Source organism: Methylobacterium phyllosphaerae (assembly GCF_001936175.1).
Lineage (GTDB): Bacteria > Pseudomonadota > Alphaproteobacteria > Rhizobiales > Beijerinckiaceae > Methylobacterium > Methylobacterium fujisawaense.
This window is the reverse complement of the sequence record NZ_CP015367.1, coordinates 3,905,330-3,925,972: the sequence shown is the minus strand read 5'-3', so window position 1 is coordinate 3,925,972 and position 20,643 is coordinate 3,905,330. Positions and strand designations below refer to the sequence as shown.

At 71.7% G+C, this 20,643-nt stretch carries 17 protein-coding genes and 1 tRNA gene; 12 read left to right on the top strand and 6 right to left on the bottom strand.

Features of this window, described 5'->3' with window-relative positions; all coding sequences use genetic code 11:
• Positions 1-2: 2 nt before the first annotated feature.
• Positions 3-2,567 carry an amidohydrolase family protein gene (locus MCBMB27_RS17920; RefSeq protein WP_075380972.1) on the top strand — a complete coding sequence of 855 codons (2,565 nt, stop codon included), beginning with the start codon at positions 3-5 and terminating at the stop codon, positions 2,565-2,567.
• A gap of 216 nt (positions 2,568-2,783) precedes the next feature.
• On the opposite strand, the gene MCBMB27_RS17915 is transcribed toward MCBMB27_RS17920, so the two are convergent.
• Positions 2,784-2,860: transfer RNA gene (locus MCBMB27_RS17915), tRNA-Arg, on the bottom strand.
• Between the two features lie 175 nt (positions 2,861-3,035).
• Here MCBMB27_RS17915 and MCBMB27_RS17910 point away from each other — a divergent pair.
• Positions 3,036-5,252, top strand: coding sequence for an FUSC family protein (locus tag MCBMB27_RS17910; protein ID WP_052083690.1), 2,217 nt, complete (start codon positions 3,036-3,038; stop codon positions 5,250-5,252).
• Between the two features lie 72 nt (positions 5,253-5,324).
• On the opposite strand, the gene MCBMB27_RS17905 is transcribed toward MCBMB27_RS17910, so the two are convergent.
• Complete coding sequence (locus MCBMB27_RS17905; RefSeq protein WP_043387836.1) at positions 5,325-5,555, bottom strand: hypothetical protein; 231 nt, start codon at positions 5,553-5,555, stop codon at positions 5,325-5,327.
• Positions 5,556-5,857: 302 nt separating this feature from the next.
• Here MCBMB27_RS17905 and pth point away from each other — a divergent pair, with 302 nt between their 5' ends.
• From pth to MCBMB27_RS17885, 4 genes are all read left to right on the top strand, one after another.
• Positions 5,858-6,466, top strand: coding sequence for an aminoacyl-tRNA hydrolase (gene pth / locus MCBMB27_RS17900; RefSeq protein ID WP_043387837.1), 609 nt, complete (start codon positions 5,858-5,860; stop codon positions 6,464-6,466).
• Between the two features lie 231 nt (positions 6,467-6,697).
• Positions 6,698-7,795, top strand: a complete 1,098-nt coding sequence (ychF, locus tag MCBMB27_RS17895; protein ID WP_043355673.1) for a redox-regulated ATPase YchF — start codon at positions 6,698-6,700, stop codon at positions 7,793-7,795.
• Between the two features lie 169 nt (positions 7,796-7,964).
• Positions 7,965-8,954, top strand: a complete 990-nt coding sequence (locus tag MCBMB27_RS17890; RefSeq protein ID WP_075380971.1) for a MaoC/PaaZ C-terminal domain-containing protein — start codon at positions 7,965-7,967, stop codon at positions 8,952-8,954.
• 58 nt (positions 8,955-9,012) lie between these two features.
• The gene (locus MCBMB27_RS17885) at positions 9,013-10,056 is read left to right on the top strand and encodes an aldo/keto reductase (protein ID WP_075380970.1); all 1,044 of its coding nucleotides are present in this window, start codon (positions 9,013-9,015) and stop codon (positions 10,054-10,056) included.
• A gap of 6 nt (positions 10,057-10,062) precedes the next feature.
• Here MCBMB27_RS17885 and mtnA read toward each other — a convergent pair whose 3' ends face one another.
• Positions 10,063-11,166 (bottom strand): S-methyl-5-thioribose-1-phosphate isomerase, encoded by a 1,104-nt coding sequence (gene mtnA, locus MCBMB27_RS17880; RefSeq protein WP_075380969.1) that lies wholly within the window; start codon positions 11,164-11,166, stop codon positions 10,063-10,065.
• A gap of 168 nt (positions 11,167-11,334) precedes the next feature.
• On the opposite strand from mtnA, the gene MCBMB27_RS17875 reads away from it, so the two are divergent.
• The 6 genes from MCBMB27_RS17875 to MCBMB27_RS17850 all read left to right on the top strand — a co-directional run bounded on the left by MCBMB27_RS17875 (position 11,335) and on the right by MCBMB27_RS17850 (position 17,027).
• A complete protein-coding gene (locus tag MCBMB27_RS17875; RefSeq protein ID WP_043346824.1) occupies positions 11,335-14,001 on the top strand; it encodes a DNA translocase FtsK in 2,667 nt (888 codons plus the stop codon).
• A gap of 254 nt (positions 14,002-14,255) precedes the next feature.
• Positions 14,256-14,738: an Hsp20 family protein gene (locus MCBMB27_RS17870; protein ID WP_043346827.1), complete on the top strand. Its 483-nt coding sequence runs from the start codon at positions 14,256-14,258 to the stop codon at positions 14,736-14,738.
• A 121-nt stretch (positions 14,739-14,859) separates the two neighbouring features.
• The gene (locus MCBMB27_RS17865; RefSeq protein ID WP_075380968.1) at positions 14,860-15,378 is read left to right on the top strand and encodes an Hsp20/alpha crystallin family protein; all 519 of its coding nucleotides are present in this window, start codon (positions 14,860-14,862) and stop codon (positions 15,376-15,378) included.
• A 129-nt stretch (positions 15,379-15,507) separates the two neighbouring features.
• Positions 15,508-15,927 carry a hypothetical protein gene (locus tag MCBMB27_RS17860; protein ID WP_043384098.1) on the top strand — a complete coding sequence of 140 codons (420 nt, stop codon included), beginning with the start codon at positions 15,508-15,510 and terminating at the stop codon, positions 15,925-15,927.
• 14 nt (positions 15,928-15,941) lie between these two features.
• The gene (locus tag MCBMB27_RS17855; RefSeq protein ID WP_075380967.1) at positions 15,942-16,286 is read left to right on the top strand and encodes a hypothetical protein; all 345 of its coding nucleotides are present in this window, start codon (positions 15,942-15,944) and stop codon (positions 16,284-16,286) included.
• A gap of 24 nt (positions 16,287-16,310) precedes the next feature.
• Positions 16,311-17,027 (top strand): hypothetical protein, encoded by a 717-nt coding sequence (locus MCBMB27_RS17850; protein WP_075380966.1) that lies wholly within the window; start codon positions 16,311-16,313, stop codon positions 17,025-17,027.
• Positions 17,028-17,149: 122 nt separating this feature from the next.
• On the opposite strand, the gene MCBMB27_RS17845 is transcribed toward MCBMB27_RS17850, so the two are convergent.
• The 3 genes from MCBMB27_RS17845 to MCBMB27_RS17835 all read right to left on the bottom strand — a co-directional run bounded on the left by MCBMB27_RS17845 (position 17,150) and on the right by MCBMB27_RS17835 (position 20,510).
• A complete protein-coding gene (locus MCBMB27_RS17845; RefSeq protein WP_075380965.1) occupies positions 17,150-18,190 on the bottom strand; it encodes an aldose epimerase family protein in 1,041 nt (346 codons plus the stop codon).
• A gap of 4 nt (positions 18,191-18,194) precedes the next feature.
• Positions 18,195-19,466, bottom strand: coding sequence for a thermonuclease family protein (locus MCBMB27_RS17840; RefSeq protein ID WP_075380964.1), 1,272 nt, complete (start codon positions 19,464-19,466; stop codon positions 18,195-18,197).
• A gap of 171 nt (positions 19,467-19,637) precedes the next feature.
• Positions 19,638-20,510: a hypothetical protein gene (locus MCBMB27_RS17835; RefSeq protein WP_075380963.1), complete on the bottom strand. Its 873-nt coding sequence runs from the start codon at positions 20,508-20,510 to the stop codon at positions 19,638-19,640.
• Positions 20,511-20,643: the final 133 nt, after the last annotated feature.

Sequence of the window (20,643 nt, the reverse complement as noted above, 5' to 3'; positions counted from 1 at the left end):
CAATGGCCGCTCTAATCGACCGCCGCGCCTTCGCGGATCATCACGCGCTCGTCTTGTTGGGACGCGGCCAACTGCCGTCAATCGATGAGACGCGCAGGCGGATTTTCATAGCCGAGCGGCGCACGGATGTCGGCCGGCCGGATCACTTCTACAAGGGCTATCTTGAGGAGCGGCTTGGTCGAGCCAAGCACGTGGGCGAGATCCCGATGCTGGTCCTTACGCGACTGGCTGAGCGCTTTCTGGAGCGACGGGATGGCCGTGTTGTCGTGCGGGTCGACCGCTTCGTCGAGTGGCACGAGCTCCTACCTTACATTTCGCCGCTTGCGGTGATCGTGGCCTTTCTAATCCGAGAGGGATCTGGCCCTCGAATCGTGGAGGATCCTCGGCCTTTTCTTGCACGCGAGATCGGCGAGACTGCCTTGATCGGACCGTCCGACCACGCCCTCGACGACCTCGTCGAGCGCAAAGGGCTGTTCGAATTACACATGCACCTGAATGGATCGACGGAGCTCGACGTTCTCTGGCCCTATGCGTGCAGGGATCCTGACGCATTTTACAAGGAGCTCGCGGATGCCTGGTACGAGAACCGGGAGCCCACCGCCGAGCTCTATGAGCAGATGGAACCGGGTCTCACCCCGCTAGCTCTGTACCGGCGCCTGCGCGCCGTTCGGCGCGTGCGCCGGCAGATTGCAGCCGAGATCGCCTGTCGGATTGGGGCATCCCGGCAGGATCCGCCGATTGCGTGGGGCATCCAGGGCCTCCTGCGCGCCATGGAAGTCGATCGGAGCGACCTTGCTTGGCGCGCTCCATTGGGCGCCTCACTACGTACCCATCCAGGCCGCGTGATCCATCCAGGCGGTCCGCCCCATGCCTCCATCATCGAGGAGGCTGCCTTTCTCTACTCCTGCCTGCTCGCGCTTGTGCAAGCGCCCGACTCTGTCGTCGGCACGGGACTTTATTACAACCTTCTCGTTCTAAATCAGATTGGCCGAATCGTCGTCCAACAGGCGGACGAGACTGGGTTCGACCAGTTCCAAAAATACACCTTCGTTGGCGTTCGATCTGGGATCGAACGGCGCTACGATATGCGCTTCCGCCAGCTCAACGGCCGTGCCCCTTTTGACACCCTCTCTCATCTCGAAGGACGCTTCGCCCCGAAGGGTACAGTGGCTGAGACCCGCGGCCTCATCAGCACAATCGTTGGCGATTACCTCGCATTCCGAGGCTGCAAGCGCAGGGAGCCAGATCTGTCTGGGCCGCCCCCGCCCTGCCTGCTCGGCCTGCCCTGCCCTGAGGTAGGCCCGCGGATTGGCCGGAGGCTGCCCGAAGGTTGCCGCGGGCACGGTCGACCCGGGACCGAATTATCTCTCGTCGCGCACTTCATCAAAAAGCCGCCCAAAGCAGCCCTTGATCGGGCGCGAGGATGTCGGGATAGCGAGCTTAGGCTCTCACTGCTGATGCAGGCGCGGGCGCTCAGGCGCTTGCTACAGGGCAACCAGATCGCCTGCGCCCTCGTGCGCGGCGTTGATGCGGCATCCAATGAACTCCACGCCCCCCCTGAGCCGTTCGCGCCAGCCTTCCGCCTCGCTCGCGCTGCGGGCATTCCGCGGGCGACTTTTCACGTCGGCGAAGATTTCCGGCACCTTGTGTCTGGTATCCGCGCCGTGGCGGAAGCGCTCACCTTCCTAGACTTACGCTCCGGCGATAGGATCGGCCACGCAACCGCTCTGGGCATTACACCGAACCTCTGGGCGGCGCGTACCGCGGAGCGGACTTACCTGACGGTAATCGATGCGCTCGACGACGCAGTATTCGTTCATCGCCGACTTGCTGAGCGCGGCGGCTACGAACGAGAAGTGTTGAAGCTCGGAGACCGGATTGCGACTCTGTCTGGGATGCTCTATGGCGAGCCACGCAGCCCGGCGCTGCTGCACCGAGCCTGGGAGCTTCGGCGTCTAGACGCTCTTGAGATGCGGGCGGCAGAGCGAGCGGTCAGCCGTTCCGGTCGACCCCTCACAGCGGCGGCGATCGCCGATGAGGCCAAGCGGCTGGCCACGACTACGCTCGATCGCCAGCGAGCCAGCGAATTAGCGTTGATCGCCGAGGAGGTGGCCGCGGCAGGATGCGCCTACACGATCTATGCTATGCGCCAGCGCCTCGGACGCGAGGCTTGGCAGGCCAAAGTGGAGGTTGAGGCAGAACTCGTATCGGCCGAAGCTCTTGTCGTTCTTCAAGATAGCGTTCTTGGTGACGTCAATCGCCGTGGGGTAGCCATTGAGGCGCTGCCCACGAGCAATACCCGAATCAGCTTTTATAAAACGATCCGAGAGCATCACCTCTTCCGGTGGCTTGGCCTTGAGGGACCACCGCTCGCCAATCGTCCGACGATCGTCATCGGCAGCGACGATCCCGGCATCTTCGCCACGAATTTGCGCAACGAATATGCGGCGATCGCTGCTGTCCTGCGGGACAGTTTCGCGATGTCGGCGCCAGAAGCGGTTCGCCGCATCGAGACACTCGGCGACAGTGCCCGAGTCTTCCGCTTCCGGCCGGAAGACCGAACATGATCGTTGGCCGTCAGGGTCGTCTGCGTAACGTTCGCTCCACGGCTCGCCTGCGCCGACGCGCTGCGCTGCCGTCGAGAATTTGACCCACTAGGCTGGGCGACACGCACGGATTCTGCGCGACGCCACCTGGAACCACATTGTAACCAGACGCTCTGAAAACCCCTTCGAGTTGCTGTAGGCCGACTCGATCCGACCTTCTCTCGAAGGGAGATGACCTGGCGACCCCGGTAGGGCTCGAACCTACGACCTGCCGCTTAGAAGGCGGCTGCTCTATCCAGCTGAGCTACGGAGTCAGGATGCCAAGCGGCCCCAGAAGCCACGGGCTCGCCCGGGGGTCAAGCGCGAGACGAAGACGTCCGCCGCCCCCGGGTTCACATCGGCGGTGACGATGTGGACGTCTGGATCGTGCCGCGGATCCGGATTGGGGTTGCGCGACGCTGCGGATCCGGACAGGCCGGGGCGCGGTTCATGCCGGGGCACCGCGCCCCCGTCCGGAGACCGAGGTTGCCCGCGCCGAGTCCCACAGCTTCGCCCCCTGGGCCGGCCCGGCGCCGGTGGAACGCCGCGGGTCGGGGCAGCCTGAACCGGCCCGGCTCGGACCTGCGGCGCCTGCCGACGGGCCTCGATCTCCGGAACGTCCGGCTCGTGGAAGGCGTGCGCGCCGCCTTCGCGTTCGGCGTCGTCATCCTCCTCAACATCTGGATCCAGTGGGCGCCGCTGCTGACGATGGCGCTCGCCGCCAACCTCGCCTGCTTCTGCGACAACGGCGGCCCGATGCGCGCCCGCCTGCGGGTCCTCACCGCCTTCTCGGTCCTGGGCGGCCTGCTCTGGGCCGGGCTCGGCCTGATCCAGCCCCTCGGCCTGCCGGTGGTCGTCCCGGTCGCCTGCGCGCTGATCTTCGCCTGCTCGTACGCCCGCGTCTGGAGCGTTCAGGCCCAGTCGGCCGGCAACGTGCTCGTGGTGGTGCTGTGCATCGCCCTCGACCGGCCCCTGACCCCGGAGCAGGCGGCCGTCACCGCGCTGATGTTCGCGGCCGGCGGTCTCTGGGCGACGTTCCTGGCCCTGGTGATCTGGCGGCTGCACCCGTACCGGCCGGCCCACCGGGCGGTGGCGGAGGTCTGGCACAACCTCGCCCGGCTCTGCGGCGACCTCGAGCGGCTCGTCGTCCTGCCGGAACCCGACACGGCCGCCTTCGACGGCCACGCGCGGGGCCACCGGCGGGGCGTGCGGGCGAGCATCGAGACCGCCCGGACCATGATCCTCGACCTCGCCCGCTCCCGCGAGCGCGTCTCGGACCGCACCGCCCAGGCCCTGCTGCGCCTGGAGAGCGCCGAGCAGATCTTTTCCGCGCTGATCGCCGTCGGCGAGCTGATCGACAGCCGTCCCGATGCCCGCCGCCGGGCCCTCGCCAAGGTCTTCCTGCGGCGCCTGCGCCCCCTGCTGGTGACCATCGCCCGGGCGATCCGCGACGACGTCAACCTCGACCTCGACCGTCTGGAACACTCCATCGCCCGCGTGGCCGAGGGGCTGTCGGAGGATCCGACCCTCGCCCGCCTCGCCGAACGGATCGTCGGGCGCGTGCGGATCGGCGCCAAGCTGTCGACCCCGGAGGGCTATCGCCCCGGCGGCACGCTCACGGAGGGCGGCAGCCTCGACCGCTGGACCCGCTATGTCGGGCCGCTGCGGCAGAACTTCACCCTGGCCTCGCCCAATCTCCGGCACGCCCTGCGGGCGAGCGCGGTCGCGGCCCCGGCGCTCGCCGCCACCCTGACCTATGCGGGCGCCTTCACGCACTGGCTGGTGATGACCGTGGTGCTCACCATGCAGCCCTTCTACGCGGCGACGTGGCAGCGGGCGCTGGAGCGGATCGGCGGCACGGTGCTGGGCGGCCTCGTGGGCGCCGTGCTCGCCTACTACGCCACGAGCCCCCTGGCGGAGGCCGGGCTGATCCTCGTGCTCAGCATCGTCGGCTTCGCGGCGCGCCAGATCTCCTACGGCTTCTTCGTCACCTGCCTGACCCCCCTCGTGGTGCTGCTGGTCGAGTTGCTGGAGCCCGGCCACAGCTCCTGGGAGATCGTCGCCATGCGGGGCGGCTTCACGGTGCTGGGCGGCGTGATCGCGGTGGCGAGCTGCCTGGTGCTGTGGCCGATCTGGGAGCCCGATCAGGTCCGGCAGGAACTGCGCCGGGCGCTCAAGGCCCAGGCCGGTCTCGCCGAGGCGGTGCTCCGCGCGCCGCCCGGCGAGGGCCGCGAGACCGCGATCGCGGCGCAGAGCCGCGAGGCCGGCCTCGCCCTCAACGATCTGGAGGCGGCGCTCTCCCGCGCCCTGCAGCAGCCCCGGGCCGGCAGCCACCCGGAGGTGGAATCCGCCCTGGTGGCCGACGCGACCCTGCGCCGGATCAGCGCCCGGCTCATCGTCCTGCGGCACGCCCCTGAGGCGGCCGCCCCCGAGGCCGAGCCCTGGCGGGCCTGGATCACCGCGACCCTGGCGGCCCTGGGCGCGGACAGGCCCGTGCCCGAGCGGCCGGCGCTGGATCGCGGGCAATCGCTCGTGCGTCTCGTCAGCCAGGTCGATCTTCTGGTGGGAACCCTGCGCCCTGGAGAGATCCGGGCTGGGACGGCGGCCGTCGGCGCGGTGCCGGGTCCGGCAAACGGCGCCACCAGCCAGCCCGTCCCTCACGCCTGAGGGCCCGCCGGTCCGGTGCCCCGATCACCGCCGGTTATCGGGGCCCGCGGAGCCCGCGGGCCCGTTCGCCCGTCAGAACCGCGGCAGGGCGTTGGCCGGGCCGCCGGCATGCGGACCGCTGTAGCGGTAGGCGGCCGCCCGCGCCGGACCGGCGGCGTCCCGATGCAGGACGGCGCCGTTGCCGACCCAGCCCGAATAGGCCGAGGCCGGGTAGGGCGAGTGCTTCGAATCCAGGCCCTGCGCGAGGGCGGGCGTGGCGACCGCGGCGACCAGGGCGGCGGCAGCGAGCATGCGGACGGTCATGATGATCTCCTGGTGTCTTCGTACGACTTCAGCGGGAAGTCATCCGGTCAACCGTGTCGCGTGAGGAAGATCGTCGGGTCGGCGGTCTTGATCACTCGGGCTTTGCTTGGCCGAATGTGACCTCTCAACGAGGATATTCTGCTTCGGGTTCGGCCGAGGCCGTGCGCTGGCGCACGACGGAGACGAACCGGGCCCGGAGGCCGGCCCATCGCTCCGGTCTGGCCGGACCCGGCGCGGGGGTGCGTCCCGCGCGGAAGCGTGCCACAGACCGCGCCGAACGGAGTCCCGCGGAACCCTCTGACATGAAGTTGATCGTCGGCCTCGGAAACCCGGGCGCACGCTATGCGGGCAACCGGCACAATATCGGCTTCCTCGCCGTCGACGCGATCGCCCGCCAGCACCGGGCGAGCCCGTTCCGCCACCGCTTCCAGGGCGAGGCCGCCGAGGCGGTGCTGGGCCCGGAGCGAGCGATCCTCCTGAAGCCCTCGACCTTCATGAACGAGTCCGGCCGCGCGGTCTCGGAGGCGCAGCGCTTCTACAAGATTCCGCTCTCCGACGTGATCGTGCTGCACGACGAGCTCGACCTCGCCCCCGCCAAGCTCCGGGTGAAGCTCGGCGGCGGCAATGCCGGCCATAACGGCCTGCGCTCGATCACCGCCCAATGCGGCAACGACTACCGCCGGGTGCGGCTCGGCATCGGCCATCCCGGCGACAAGGCGCTGGTGCATGCCTACGTGCTCAACGATTTCGGCAAGGCCGAGCTGCCCTGGGTGGACGATCTCTGCCGGGCCGTGGCCGACCACGCCGCCCTGCTCGCCGCCGGCGAGGATGCGAGCTTCCAGAACAAGGTCCACCTCGCCATGGCCGGCCGCGGCTGGGACGAGGTGAAGACGCTGGGCGCCCGAAATTGACACGCCCCCGCGGGGACGGGATATCGGGGCGGGCGAGAGGGTCCGATGAAGGCCGTGCGCCACAAGCCCGGCTGTCGGCGGTTCGATTGCCTCCCGGTGGCTGAGGCCCGGCTCGCCGGTGCCGCGCGTGCTCGACCGAGGACAGGGCGCACGGTGCCGTGTTCGCGGGCCTGACTCTCCGCAACCCTTTTTCGCGCGTCGCCCGACGACGTGCTGCGACGGAACTGACCCATGGGCTTCAAATGCGGCATCGTCGGCCTGCCGAACGTCGGCAAGTCGACCCTCTTCAACGCGCTGACGCAGACGGCGGCCGCCCAGGCGGCGAACTACCCGTTCTGCACCATCGAGCCGAATGTCGGCGAGGTGGCGGTGCCCGATCCGCGGCTCGATGACCTCGCCCGCATCGCCTCGTCGAAGGAGAAGATCCCGACGCGCCTGACCTTCGTGGACATCGCCGGCCTCGTGCGCGGCGCCTCCAAGGGCGAGGGCCTGGGCAACCAGTTCCTGGCCAACATCCGCGAGGTCGACGCCATCGCCCACGTGGTCCGCTGCTTCACGGACGGCGACGTCACCCACGTGGAGGGCAAGGTCGATCCGGCCGCCGACATCGAGACGATCGAGACCGAGCTGATGCTCGCCGACCTCGACAGCCTGGAGCGCCGCGCCGTCGCCCTGGAGAAGAAGGCCAAGGGGGCCGACAAGGAGGCCAAGGAGAGCCTCGACCTCGTCAACCGGGCGCTGCCGCTCCTGCGCGAGGGCAAGCCGGCGCGGCTGGTGGAGCGCAAGCCCGACGAGGAGAAGCTGTTCCAGTCCCTCGGCCTGATGACCGCCAAGCCTGTCCTCTACGTCTGCAACGTCGATGAGCCCGACGCCGACAAGGGCAACGCCTATTCGGACGCTGTCTTCGCCCGCGCCAAGGCGGAGGGCGCCGTGGCGGTGGTGGTCTCGGCCAAGATCGAGAGCGAGATCGCCGTGATGCCCGAGGCCGACCAGGCGGAGTTCCTGGAGGCGGTGGGGCTCGCCGAGCCCGGCCTCAACCGGGTGATCCGCGCCGGCTACGACCTGCTCGGCCTCGTCACCTACTTCACGGTCGGCCCCAAGGAGGCCCGCGCCTGGACGATCACCAAGGGCACCCGCGCCCCCGGGGCGGCCGGGGTGATCCACTCGGATTTCGAGAAGGGCTTCATCCGGGCCGAGACCATCGCGTTCAAGGACTACACGGCGCTCAACGGTGAATCCGGGGCCCGGGACGCCGGCAAGCTGCGGCTGGAGGGCAAGGAGTACGTGGTGCAGGACGGCGACGTGCTGCACTTCCGCTTCGCCAACTGAGGCTCGGGCCGCGCTCAGCCCTGGGCGACGCTGCGTCTTGGCGAGCGGGGCGAAGCAATCCAGGGCAGCGCGACATCGGTGAGCGTGGCGCTCCTGGATTGCTTCGCTCCCGCTCGCAAAGACGGCGATCCCGATCGCCCGCCCCACCGATCAACCAGACGAGCCCGCCATGCCCGATCCCGCCCTCGAGGATTTCGCCGTCGGCGACGTGATCGTCGGCGCGCCGCTCACCGTCACCCGCGACGCCATCGTGGGCTTCGCGCAGGCCTTCGACTTCCAGCCCTTCCACCTCGACGAGGCGGCGGCGGAAGGGACCTTCGCGGGCCGGCTGATCGGCTCGGGCTGGCACACGGCGGCTTTGGGCATGCGGCTGCTCCAGCAGGGACCGTTCAAGGGCGGCTCGTCGCTCGGCGCGCCGGGGATCGACGAGCTGCGCTGGCTCGCGCCGGTCCTGCCGGGGGACGCGCTGACGCTGACCTTCCGGGTGGTGGGGCTGCGCGATTCGGCCTCCAAGCCCGGGCTCGGTTTCGTGACCGCCGAGGTCGCCCTCGGCAACCCGCGCGGCGAGACGGTGCTGACCCAGCGCTTCACCTTCATGCTGGCCCGCCGCGGCACCGATCCCCTGCCCCCGCGGCCGGTGGAGATCGGCGTGCCGGGACCGGTCGCCGAGCCGGAGGATGCCGAGATCCTGCCGTTCCTGCGGGATGCCGAGATCGGCGCCGTGCGGGAGCTGGGCGCCTATCCGTTCACCGCCGAGGCGATCATCGCGTTCGCCGAGGCCTACGATCCACAGGCCTTCCACCTCGACCACGCGGCGGCCAAGCGCAGCCATTTCGGCGGCCTCTGCGCCTCCGGCTGGCACACGGCCGCCGCCTACATGAACCGGATGCTCACGACCCGCGCCCGCGACGCCGCCTACACGGCCACCCGCGGCCCGGTCCCGGAGGCGGGCCCCTCCCCCGGGTTCAAGAACCTGCGCTGGCTGAAGCCCGTCTACGCGGGCGACACGGTCCGGTTCAGCGCCAAGCTCACCGACAAGCGCGCCTCGGCCTCGCGGCCCGGCTGGGGCCTGGCCTTCGCCCGCAACACCGGGGTGAACCAGCGCGGCGAGCCGGTCTTCGCCTTCGACAGCGCGGTGTTCCACTGCTGGGAGCCCTGAGCGCACCGGGCCCGCTCCCGCGCGTTGACACCCCAGACACGGACGGGATCAGGCAGGCATGTATCAGAAGAAGCTCGGCAGCACGGGGCTGTTCGTCTCGGAACTCTGCCTCGGCACCATGACCTTCGGCGGCGGGGCCGGGATGTGGCGCCAGATCGGCGCCCTCGACCAGACGGAGGCCGGGCGCCTCGTCGGACGGGCGCTCGATGCCGGGATCAACTTCATCGACACGGCCGACGTCTACGCGGAGGGGCTCTCGGAGCAGATCACCGGCCAGGCCCTGCGCGACCTCAAGGTCCCGCGCGACAGCGTCGTCGTCGCCACCAAGGGCTACGGGCCGATGGGGCCGGGCGCGAACGCCAAGGGCGCCTCGCGCCTGCACCTGATCGACGCCTGCAAGGCGAGCCTCAAGCGGCTCCAGCTCGACCACATCGACCTCTATCAGGTCCACGGCTTCGACCCGGCGACGCCGATCGAGGAGCAGGTGCGCGCCCTCGACATCCTCGTCCAGCACGGCCACGTCCGCTACGTCGGCGTCTCGAACTGGGCGGCGTGGCAGATCGTGAAGGCGCTGGGGATCAGCGCGCGGGCGGGGCTCGCCCGCTTCGAGACCCTGCAGGCCTATTACTCCATCGCGGGCCGCGACCTGGAGCGCGAGATCGTCCCGATGCTGCGCTCGGAGGGGCTCGGCCTCCTGGTCTGGAGCCCGCTGGCCGGCGGCCTGCTCAGCGGCAAGTATGCCGGCGGCGCGGGGGAGGGCCGGCGCGCGAGCTTCGACTTCCCGCCGGTCGACCGCCCCCGGGCCGACGCCTGCATCGACGCCATGCGGCAGGTGGCGGAGGCCCGCGGCGTCTCGGTGGCCCAGGTGGCGCTGGCCTGGCTGCTACACCGCAAGGCGGTGACCAGCGTGATCGTCGGTGCCAAGCGCCTCGACCAGCTCGCGGACAACATCGCGGCGACCGAACTCAGCCTCAGCGACGCGGAACTCGACGCCCTCGATGCGGTGAGCGCCCTGCCGCCGGAATATCCGGGCTGGATGTTCGAGCGCCAGGGCGCCCGGGCGCAGCAGCTCGCGGAATCGGGCCGGCCCGGGGTGCGGTAAGGCGGCTCACGCCGCCTTCCGGCGCTCCGGATAGAGCCCGTACAACCCCTCGGCGCTGGCCTCGCAGATGCCGCGTTCGGTGATGATGCCGGTCACCAGCCGGGCCGGGGTCACGTCGAAGGCGGGATTCGCCACGGGACTGCCGGGGGAGACCACCTCGATCGTGGCGAAGCCGCCATCGGCGAGCCGCCCGGTCATGTGGGTGACCTCGCGCCCGTCGCGCTCCTCGATCGGGATCTCCTTGACTCCGTCGTCGAGGGTCCAGTCGATGGTCGAGAACGGCAGGGCGGCGTAGAACGGCACGCCGTTGTCATGGGCCGCCAGCGCCTTCAGGTAGGTGCCGATCTTGTTGCAGACGTCGCCGCTCGCCGTGGTCCGGTCCGAGCCGACGATGCACAGGTCGACGTCGCCGTGCTGCATGAGGTGGCCGCCGGCATTGTCGGCGATGACCGTGTGCGGCACGCCGTGGCCGTTCAGCTCGAAGGCCGTGAGCGCGGCACCCTGGCTGCGCGGCCGGGTCTCGTCGACCAGGACATGCACCGGCACCCCCCGCTCGTGGGCGGCGTAGATCGGCGCCAGCGCCGTGCCCCAATCCACCGTGGCGAGCCAGCCGGCATTGCAGTGGGTCAGCACGGTGACCGGTCTGTCGCCGCCCTTGGCCCTGTGCAGGTCGGCGATCACCTGGCTGCCATGGGCGCCGATGGCGCGGCAGCTCGCCACGTCCTCCTCGGCGATGCGGCCGGCCTCCGCGAAGGCGCGGGCGAAGCGCTCGTCCGGCGCAACCTGCCGCAGGTTGGTGGAGACCCGATCCAGCGCCCAGCGCAGGTTGATGGCGGTCGGACGTGTCGCCGCGAGCGTCGCCACCGCCCGGTCGATCCCGTCGTGGGAGGCATCCGCCCGCATGGCCAGCGCCAGCCCGTAGGCGGCCGTGACGCCGATCAGGGGCGCGCCCCGCACGATCATCGTGCGGATCGCCACCGCGGCGTCCTCCAGCGTGGCGAGGCGCTTCAGCTCGAACGCGAAGGGCAGGCGGGTCTGGTCGATCACCTGGACGCTGACGCCGTCCGGGTCCGGGAAGATCGTGCGGTAGGGCTGGCCGTCGATATTCATGGCCGCTCCTGTGCCACAGCGGGGCGGCTTTTGCATCCTCCCGGGCGGGATCGCGACGGCCCGAGGAGGCCCGGCCGGGCGCCGGTGAGCCTTCCTCAACCTTAGCAGGTCGTTAAGGCGGTCATGCCTAGCCTCGGGCGTAAGTCCCCGTCTTGCGTCCGGTCCCGCATGCGCTCGCTTCGCCGTCCCGCATCGCCCTACGAGACTTTCGTCGACAGCGTTCGCCCCTTCCTGGGCAAGCGCCTGACGGAACTCGGCGGTTTCGTGCTCTTCACCGGCGCGGTCGCGCTGACCGTGGCCCTGGCCACGTGGTCGATCGACGACCCGAGCCTCAACCACGCCACCGACCACGCCGCCCACAACGTCCTCGGCCAGCCGGGCGCCGTCGTGGCCGATCTCGCCATGCAGATCCTGGGCCTGGGCTCCCTGGCCTTCGTGCTGCCGCCGGTCCTCTGGGGCATCCGGCTGATGCGCGAGCGCAACCTGCCCGAGGGCGGCCTGCGCATCGCGCTCTGGATCATCGGCTTCTGCGCCGCCAGTGCGGTGGCGAGCGCGCTCCCGCCGACGACCCGCTGGCCGCTGCCCACCGGCCTCGGCGGCGTGGCCGGCGACGGCCTGCTGTCGATGGCGCGGGTGATCGTCGGGGCGGTCTCGTCCGCGGCGGCCCATCTCGTCGGCTTCGGCTACGCAGCGGTGGCGATCCTCAGCCTGACCGGTGCCTGCCGATTCGGCGCCGTCGAGGAGGAAAGCCTGCACGACGACCCCTATCCCGTCCGCCGCGCCCCGGCGCGCGGCCGGGAATCGGCCCGCGACGAGCGCGAGGATTCCGACGAGCCGAGCCTCGGCCTCGTCGGTGTCGGCGCCCTGGCGCAGGGGCTGATGGGCCTGCGCGTCGCCGCGGCGGACCGGATCGCGGCATGGCGCGCCGGCCGGGCCGAGCCGATCGACAGTGCCTCGCCGGCCCTCGCGGCCCGGCGCGCCTTCACGGATGCGGATCTGCCCTGGGCCGACCACCTGCCCGAGGGACGGGCGCCGGGGCCGGGTCGGCGCGAGCCGGTCTTCGAGGCGCCCGAGGACGGCCCCCCGGCCACGACCGCCCGCCGAATCGCGGCGCCGCAGGTCGATGCGGAGGACGAGCTGGAGGCGTTCGAGGCGCCGCAGAGCCCGGTCCCGCCGCGCTCCGAACCCACCGCCTCCCGGGTCGCTCCGCCCCCGGCCGCGCCGGTGCCGGCGCGCCGCGCGCCCGCGCCGCCCGTCCGCCCGGAGGATTACGCCCTGCCCGCCCTCGACCTGCTGGCTGCCCCCCGGGGCCCGTCCCAGGCGAGCCTGATCTCGGCGGACGCCCTGGAGCAGAACGCCACGCTCCTCGAGGCGACGCTGGGCGATTTCGGCGTGCGCGGCGACATCCTGGCGGTGCGGCCGGGCCCGGTCGTCACCCTCTACGAGCTGGAGCCGGCACCGGGCACCAAGTCCAGCCGCGTCATCGCGCTCGCCGACGACATCGCCCGGTCGATGTCGGCGGTCTCGGCCCGCGTCGCGGTGGTGCCCGGCCGCAACGCCATCGGCATCGAACTGCCGAACGCCAAGCGCGAGACGGTGTATCTGCGCGAGCTCCTGGCCTCCACGGATTTCGCCGAGAGCAAGCACAAGCTGGCCCTGTGCCTGGGCAAGAACATCGGCGGCGAGCCGATCATCGCCGACCTCGCGCGCATGCCGCACCTGCTGGTGGCCGGCACCACCGGCTCGGGCAAGTCGGTGGCGATCAACACCATGATCCTCAGCCTGCTCTACCGGCTGAAGCCGGAGGAGTGCCGGCTGATCATGGTCGATCCGAAGATGCTGGAGCTGTCGGTCTACGACGGCATCCCGCACCTGCTCTCCCCCGTGGTCACCGACCCCAAGAAGGCGGTGATCGCCCTCAAATGGGCGGTGCGCGAGATGGAGGAGCGCTACAAGAAAATGGCCAAGATCGCCGTCCGGAACATCGACGGCTACAACGCCCGGGTCGCCGAGGCGGCGGCGCGCGGCGAGGTGCTGACCCGGACCGTGCAGACCGGCTTCGACCGCCACACCGGCGAGGCGGTCTACGAGGACGAGGCGATGGATCTGGCGCCGCTGCCGTACATCGTGATCGTGGTCGACGAGATGGCCGACCTGATGATGGTGGCCGGCAAGGACATCGAGGGGGCGATCCAGCGTCTGGCGCAGATGGCGCGGGCGGCGGGCATCCACCTGATCATGGCGACGCAGCGGCCTTCGGTGGACGTGATCACCGGCACGATCAAGGCGAACTTCCCGACCCGGATCAGCTTCCAGGTGACGAGCAAGATCGACTCGCGCACGATTCTGGGCGAGATGGGCGCGGAGCAGCTTCTGGGCCAGGGCGACATGCTGTTCATGGCCGGCGGCGGGCGCACGACCCGGGTGCACGGGCCGTTCTGCTCGGACAGCGAGGTCGAGACCGTCGTGGCGCATCTCAAGCGCCAGGGCCGCCCCAGCTACCTCGACGCCGTCACGGCGGATGACGAGGAGGGCGCGCCCGAGAAGGGCGGCGAACGGGCCGGGAAGGGGAAGGCCGGCGCGGCGGAACTCGAACTCGACGGCGCCGTGTTCGACCAGGGCTCCTTCGGCGAGGCCGGCGGCGATCTCTACGATCAGGCCGTGCAGGTGGTGCTGCGCGACCAGAAGGCGTCGACGAGCTACATCCAGCGCCGCCTGCAGATCGGCTACAACCGCGCCGCCTCGCTCATGGAGCGGATGGAGATCGAGGGCATCGTCGGTCCGGCCAACCATGCCGGCAAGCGCGAGATCCTGGTGGAGGAGGCGGTCGGCTGAGCGTGCGGGCGCCGGTGCCGCCGGTTCCGGTCCGGCGCCCGTCCCAGTCCCCGGCCTCATCCTGATCTCTTGGGGCCGGAATGCCCGGTCCGACAGCCTGCAGCGTCGCGGTCAAAAATTTTCGCTCGGCCTGGAACCCGCCCTCCCCCGGCACGTTACGCGCGTGCGAGGCCCGGAAACGGGCTCGCGGTGAGGGCGCCGGACACGGTGTCCGGCGTCGCTTGTAGTCACGTTGCTCGTCGGAGGATGTGGTTATGAGGACTTACGACGTTTCGCCCCTGTTCCGGTCGTCCATCGGGTTCGACCGCCTGTTCGAGCTGCTCAATCAGGCTGAGCGCGTCGAGCCTTCGGCCGCTTGGCCGCCCTACAACATCGAGAAGGTCGCCGAGGACCAGTATCGCATCACCATGGCGGTGGCGGGCTTCACGCCCGAGGAGATCGAGCTGACCCAGCAGGACACCACGCTCCTGGTGTCCGGTCAGAAGGCCGCCCAGGAGGGCGAGAGGCACTACCTCCACCGCGGCATCGCGGCGCGCACCTTCCGCCAGACCTTCAATCTGGCCGAGCACGTGACGGTCGTGGGCGCGTCCCTGGAGAACGGCCTGCTCACCGTCGCGCTGAAGCGCGAGGTGCCGGAGGCGCTCAAGCCCCGCCGCATCGCCATCGGCGGCACGACGGCCGCGTCCGGCCAGGACAACGCCCCGGCTCAGATCGCCCGCGACGCCAAGGCAGCCTGATCGGCGGCCCGGGCCGCGCGTCCGGGCACCCCGTGCCGACACGCATGACATCCCTCACGGGTCCGCGGACCCGCCGCGGGCCTGTTCCCACGACTGCATCGCATGCGCTGGAGAATGGACCATGAGCGTGAGAGATCTGATTCCCTGGAGCCGCAGCACGGCCCCGGCGCCCACCGCCCTGTCGCAGGAGCCGGCCAGCCCGTTCCTGACGCTGCACCGGGAGATGAACCGCCTGTTCGACGACGTGTTCAGCGGGTTCGGCGGCGTGCCGAGCCTCGCGAGCCGCGGCATCGGCTGGCCGCAGGTCGAGCTGGTGGAGGCGGACGGGACGCTGCGCGTCTCCGCCGAGCTGCCCGGCCTCGACGAGAAGGACGTCGAACTCCTGATCGCGGACGGTGTCCTGACCTTGAAGGGCGAGAAGCGTGCCGAGACCACCGACAAGGCGCGCGGCTATTCCGAGCGCAGCTACGGCCGTTTCGAGCGGTCGATCGCCCTCCCCGTGCCGGTGGAGGAGGACAAGGCCGAGGCGACGTTCCGCAACGGCGTGCTCACCGTGACGCTGCCGCGGGCCGCCGAGGCGCCGGAACGCCGTCGGCGCATCGCGATCAACGCTACCGGCGCGCCGGCCGCCAAGCACTGAGCCGGCTTTGGATCGACCTTGCCTGCGGCCGCCCCGGCGGCCGCAGACCTGAACGCATGATGCGGCCGCCGGTGCGTCCCGATCAACGTGCCGGCTGCCCCTGCCTTTGCTCACGACGAGGAGGGTTGCATGCAGCCGATCGATACGACGTCCATCCATCCCGAGATCGAGCGCCTCGGTCCGGTGGCGGCCGCCACCCTGAGACCGCAGGCGGTCGAGCCGTTCGACGCCTTCGTGGCGCCGGGCGACGTCTTCCGGCATCCCCGCGAGGTGCTGCGCTATCCGGGCCTGTCGCACGCCGAGAAGCGGGCGATCCTGGCCTCCTGGGCCTCCGACGCACGGGCGGTCGAGTCCTGTCCGGCGCTGCGCTGCTTGCCCGGTTGCCGGGCCGAGCCCGTGCCGCTCGACGCGATCCTGGACGCGCTCCAGGCGCTCGACGAGGGTTCGGCCCCGCCCGTCTCTCCGGCGCCGCCCAAGCCGCTCGTCCCCGCGGCGTTCACCCGCCGCTGGCGGCGCGGTCCGACCGGGCGCGAGCCTCAGCTGAACTGAGCCGGAGGCGTCCGATGGCAACCTTCGACCTGAGGGGTGGGCACAGGCACGTATCCCGGTTGCGGCATGGCCGGCGTGGCGGGCCGGGGCAGGCGACCGACGGGGCCGTGCTGGGCCGCTGGATCCTGTCCGCCGCGCTGTGCGTCACTTTGGCCGCGCTCTGCCCGTCACCGGCCCTGCCCTGGGTGCTGGCCGTGCTGCTGAGCCTGTCGGGCTTCGTGTGGCTCGGTCTTGCGATCACGCAGGCCGGGCCGCCGGCCAACACCCCGCATCTGACTGCCTGGGACGCCGCGCTGCTCTCGTTCGCGGCGAGCTTCGGCGTGCAATCGGCGGCGCGGCTCGGTCTCTTCGGCGGCTGAGCGCGCCTCAACAGGGAGGCAACCATGCAGGATCGTACGATCGGACTCGGAGACGACACGCCGCTCGCGGGCGCAACGAGGCGCGCTGGCCGCCGGGCGCCGATCCGCCACGGCGGGCGCTCGGTCGAGACATCCGGCCCCGCCCGGGCCGAGAGGGGCGGCCTCGCCGTCGAGCGGGCGACGCCTCCGGAGATCGCGGCGCCGATGGGCCGGACCGGCGAGACCGGCACGCCCGCCACGGAGGAGGCGCTGACAGGCCCGACAGGGGAGCGGGCGGCAGCCTCTGCCCCGGGCCGGAGCCGCGCCGACAGGCCCGCGCCCGACCCGGCGGACCGACGTGGTCGGCCAGGCACTGTGCGGGTCTGGCGCTCGAACCGGGACGCGGCGCCCGTGCAGGTCCGCGCGACGGCGCAGGGTCGTTCCGCGGACGATCGCGTGCCCGAGGGGCTGCCGGATCTGGAGCGAGCCCTGGTCAACCCGGCCGCGGTGTTCGCCACGCCGGCCGCGGTCCTCGATCATCCCCGGCTGCTGCCCAGCTGCAAGCGCGAAATCCTGCGGCGCTGGGCGTGGGACGAGTACCTGAAGGAGGTCGCCGCCGCCGAGGGCATGGCCGATGGCGAGCCGTCCCGGCTCGACGCCGTGACGGTTGCCCTACTGGCGCTCGGCGAGACGCGGCGTCCGCATCCCGCCGCGCCGGCCGCCGCGATCCCCGGCCTGCGGGGACGTCCGCAGGCCGCGTGAGGCCGGAGCCGGCCGTCAGACCGGATCGGCCGGTCCCGGATCGATCCAGGCTTCGGCCCTCGGGGCGCTGCGGCCCGGCGGTGTGCGCCCTGACGGAGGCGTGAGGCTGGCGCGACGCGCCCTCACACCACCGAGAACCGGAACTCCGTGGTCGCCGCGAAGGTCTCGCCCGGCCGCAGGACCGCGGAGGGAAAGGCCGGCTGGTTCGGCGCGTCCGGAAAGCCCTGCGTCTCGAAGCAGACGCCATCCCCGGACCGGTAGATGCGTCCGGAGGGCCCGATCAGCCGCCCGTCGAGATTGTTGCCGCTGTAGAGCTGCAGCGCCGGCTGCGTGGTCCAGACGTCGAGCCGGCGCCCGCTGCCGGGGGCGATGCAGGTGGCGGCCGGCCGCAGCGTCCCTGCGGCCCCGCGCAGGACGAAGGTGTGATCGTAGCCCTTGGCGTAGGCGAGCTGCGGGTCCCCCTCGCGGATCCGGGTCTTCAGGGCCCGGGGCGTGCGGAAGTCGAACGGCGTCCCGGCGACCGGCTGGAGCGCGCCGGTGGGGATCTGGGTCGCGTCCGTCGGCGCGAATGCGTCCGCTTCGACCTGCACGATGTGGCCGAGGACGCTGCCCGTCCCCTCCCCGGCGAGGTTGAAGTAGCTGTGGTTGGTGAGGTTCACGACCGTCGGCCGGTCGGTGACGGCGGCGTAATCGATGCGCAGCACGCCGTCCTCCGGAAGGCTGTACGTCACGCGGACATCGAGGGTGCCGGGAAATCCCTCTTCCCCGTCCGGGGAGCGGCGGCTCAGGACGAGGCGCGTCGCCTCGGAGAGGTCCGCCCGCCACAGGCGCCGGCCGAAATTGTCCGGGCCGCCGTGGAGGGTGTTGGGCGCCTCGTTCACAGGCAGGCGATAGCTCTGCCCGTCGAGGCTGAAGCGCCCGCCCGCGATGCGGTTGGCGTAGCGGCCGACGATGGCGCCGAAGCTCGGGCTCAGCGTCTCGTAGGCCGCGAGGGTGTCGAGGCCGAGGACGACGTTGGCCGAATGGCCGGCGCGGTCGGGCACCTCGATCGCCGTGACGGCCGCGCCGAAATCGATGATGGCGACGCGCAGACCGTCCCGGCTCAGGACATGGCGGGTGACCGGCCGTCCATCCGCGGTGGTGCCGAACGCTTCGGCCGGCATCGGTCTAGCGCTTCCAGACGCCGAGCCGTTCGCTCCGGGCGTGATCCTCGGCCGCGACCAGTTCGGGGCTCGCCTCCGGCGAGGCGCGACCGCCACCGTTGAACAGCACCACCTCGGAGAGGTCGCGCCCGTCCACGAGGCAATTCATGGTCGTGCTGCCGGGGGCGGGCTGGCAGGTCACCGGCCGGTTGCCGATGTACCGGGCCAACTCCTCCGCCTGACCGCCGCGCACCCATTCGACGCCGAACAGATGCACGACCTTGCCGCCGACCTTGAGGGTCGCGGTATCGATGACTTGGGCCTGTCCCGTCACGGCATTCGGCGGCAGCGGCGCGTCGGGCTCGGACTCGCCTCCGGTTTCGGGGGGCGGCGTGACCGTGTCGGGGGCTACCGCCGGGGCGCCGGAGGAGGGATTGTTCGGGGTGGCGCCGTTCGGGGCCTCCGTGCGGGGCGCGGCCGGGGCCGCGGGGCGCGCGGGATCGGGCGCACGGCCCTCCAGGACGAGGCCCGCGGCGATCACCGCCGCCAGGGTGCCGGCACTGGCGCCCAGGAGCAGGCGGCGCTGCCGGCGTGCGCCCTCGTCCGCGCCGTCTCCGCCGCGGCCGAACCGGTCGCGCAGACGGCCGAAGCCGTCACGGAGGGACTCTCCGACGCGGCCGGGGCCGCTGTTCCAGGCCGTTGCCGGATCGACCCCCGGGCTCGCCCCCGTGGCCGCGTCGGTCCGGACCGTCGCGGGACGGGCGAACCGGCCGCGCAGGCTCGTCCGCAGGGTGGCGAACCGGCCGGCGGCGCTCTGCGCCAGCACCCGACCCTGCTCGGAGGAGCGCTCCGCCAGGGAGCGGGCCCGTTCGGACTGGGTTTCGACGAAGCGCGCGGTGGCGGCCTTCATCTCGTAGGCGCCGCTCAGCAGAGACGAATCGCGGGCCTCGTCGGCGGCCTCCGGCGCCGATTCGGGTTCGGGCTCGGGCGGCAGGAACAGGGCCGGATGCCGGGCGCGCAGGTCCGCCACGAGATCCACGAGGGTCATCGGCTCGGACGTGTCGTCCCGCAGGCGCACGGCACCGTGTCGATCGAGCACGCGGAGGCCGGTTCCCGCCTCATCGGGGGTGCAGGCGGCCTCGGCCAGGAGCTCGAGGGTCCGGACCGCCACGGGGCGCGGGCGCGCCCGCGCGATCTCGGCCCGGATTGCCTCGCGCAGGGCGAGGCGGCCGGGACCGTCGAGGGCCGGACGCGCCGGCTCCGCCGCCTGTTTCCCCACCACCATCGAAGACGTCATACACCCGATCCCGGCATCACCGCGCGCGGCGTGAAGGAGGCCCGGCCGCGCCTCCCGACGAAGCCCGCCCGGGGCGCCTCACGGAACGCCCGAGCACCGGGACCGATCCCATGACGCACCACCTCGCACGCCCCTGCCCGCCGCGAGGCGGCGGACCATGATCCGGGGCTCTTACGCCTTGCCGGGCGAAGCGGCCAGGGTTCCGGCCTGGATGCTCCGCCGCAGGACGCGACCGGTCTCGCCGAGGATGTAGGGTCGCGTGCCCGCGAAGCCGACCTCCAGGATCAGCTCGGCCTCGCCGCTGGAGACGGCGCCGCGCCCCGGATTGGCGGTGCGGAAATCGACGATCGTGCGGATCGTACAGGTCTCGGCATCGCAGGCGGCGCGCATCGCCCGCGGCTCGTAGCGACGCTCGGGCCAGCGCTGCACGAAGCTGCGCTTCTCGGCCACGAGCCCCGCCGTGGTGATCGGCCGCCCATAGAAGCGCACGCGGGTCGCGTAGAACCGGGTCGCGGCATCGACCATCGTGTCGCTCGAACCCGAGACGGTGGCGAGGTAGCTCGTGGCCAGCGCCCGGGCGGCGGCGACGCGCTCGGCCGAGACGCCGGATGCCGGGACCATCGCGGCCGGCGTCTCGGCGAGCCGGTGCGGGGGGCGCGCGTGATGGTGCAGGGATTCCCGGACCGGCGGGCGCTCCAGGGCGGCGGCCCGCTTCGGTCCCGGCCCCCGCGTCGCCGCAGCCTTCGGCAGGGCATCCTCCCCCGGTTCCGGTCTGGCGGCCTGCCGGAGCGGCTCGGCGCCGCGCCCGCCTTCGGGCGGGGCTTTCGCCTGAGCGGTGACGGGCTCCTGGGTCTGTGGGCCTGCGGCTTTGAGCGGGGCCTTCGGGGCAGCCGCTACGGGCGCGGCTGCCCGCGGGGGCGGATCCACCCAGCCGCCCCCGCCCGCAGCACCCGGCTGCTGGGCCACGGCAGAGCCCACGATGGCGAGCGGCAGGACCAAGCCCAGGACGAGGGCCTGTGGACGGGCGGGACGTGTGGCGGGCATCGGTGCCTTCCTGGCGGCCGGGGCGGACTGGGGGGCGGACTGGGAGAGAACGCGCCTGCGTGAGTGCGGGGTTCCACGGGGGCTTCGGGCGCGCGTCACATCCTGCCCGACTGCGCGGCGGCGACCAGCCCTG

What these genes read in the sequence shown, in the direction of transcription:
- MCBMB27_RS17910 (WP_052083690.1), top strand. Translation starts at nt 3,036, where the DNA reads ATGCCGGGGCACCGCGCCCCCGTCCGGAGACCGAGGTTGCCCGCGCCG.
- MCBMB27_RS17835 (WP_075380963.1), bottom strand. Translation starts at nt 20,510, where the DNA reads ATGCCCGCCACACGTCCCGCCCGTCCACAGGCCCTCGTCCTGGGCTTG.
- MCBMB27_RS17890 (WP_075380971.1), top strand. Translation starts at nt 7,965, where the DNA reads ATGCCCGATCCCGCCCTCGAGGATTTCGCCGTCGGCGACGTGATCGTC.
- MCBMB27_RS17840 (WP_075380964.1), bottom strand. Translation starts at nt 19,466, where the DNA reads ATGACGTCTTCGATGGTGGTGGGGAAACAGGCGGCGGAGCCGGCGCGT.
- MCBMB27_RS17870 (WP_043346827.1), top strand. Translation starts at nt 14,256, where the DNA reads ATGAGGACTTACGACGTTTCGCCCCTGTTCCGGTCGTCCATCGGGTTC.
- MCBMB27_RS17850 (WP_075380966.1), top strand. Translation starts at nt 16,311, where the DNA reads ATGCAGGATCGTACGATCGGACTCGGAGACGACACGCCGCTCGCGGGC.
- mtnA (WP_075380969.1), bottom strand. Translation starts at nt 11,166, where the DNA reads ATGAATATCGACGGCCAGCCCTACCGCACGATCTTCCCGGACCCGGAC.
- MCBMB27_RS17920 (WP_075380972.1), top strand. Translation starts at nt 3, where the DNA reads ATGGCCGCTCTAATCGACCGCCGCGCCTTCGCGGATCATCACGCGCTC.
- MCBMB27_RS17875 (WP_043346824.1), top strand. Translation starts at nt 11,335, where the DNA reads ATGCGCTCGCTTCGCCGTCCCGCATCGCCCTACGAGACTTTCGTCGAC.
- MCBMB27_RS17865 (WP_075380968.1), top strand. Translation starts at nt 14,860, where the DNA reads ATGAGCGTGAGAGATCTGATTCCCTGGAGCCGCAGCACGGCCCCGGCG.
- MCBMB27_RS17855 (WP_075380967.1), top strand. Translation starts at nt 15,942, where the DNA reads ATGGCAACCTTCGACCTGAGGGGTGGGCACAGGCACGTATCCCGGTTG.
- MCBMB27_RS17905 (WP_043387836.1), bottom strand. Translation starts at nt 5,555, where the DNA reads ATGACCGTCCGCATGCTCGCTGCCGCCGCCCTGGTCGCCGCGGTCGCC.
- MCBMB27_RS17885 (WP_075380970.1), top strand. Translation starts at nt 9,013, where the DNA reads ATGTATCAGAAGAAGCTCGGCAGCACGGGGCTGTTCGTCTCGGAACTC.
- MCBMB27_RS17845 (WP_075380965.1), bottom strand. Translation starts at nt 18,190, where the DNA reads ATGCCGGCCGAAGCGTTCGGCACCACCGCGGATGGACGGCCGGTCACC.
- ychF (WP_043355673.1), top strand. Translation starts at nt 6,698, where the DNA reads ATGGGCTTCAAATGCGGCATCGTCGGCCTGCCGAACGTCGGCAAGTCG.
- MCBMB27_RS17860 (WP_043384098.1), top strand. Translation starts at nt 15,508, where the DNA reads ATGCAGCCGATCGATACGACGTCCATCCATCCCGAGATCGAGCGCCTC.
- pth (WP_043387837.1), top strand. Translation starts at nt 5,858, where the DNA reads ATGAAGTTGATCGTCGGCCTCGGAAACCCGGGCGCACGCTATGCGGGC.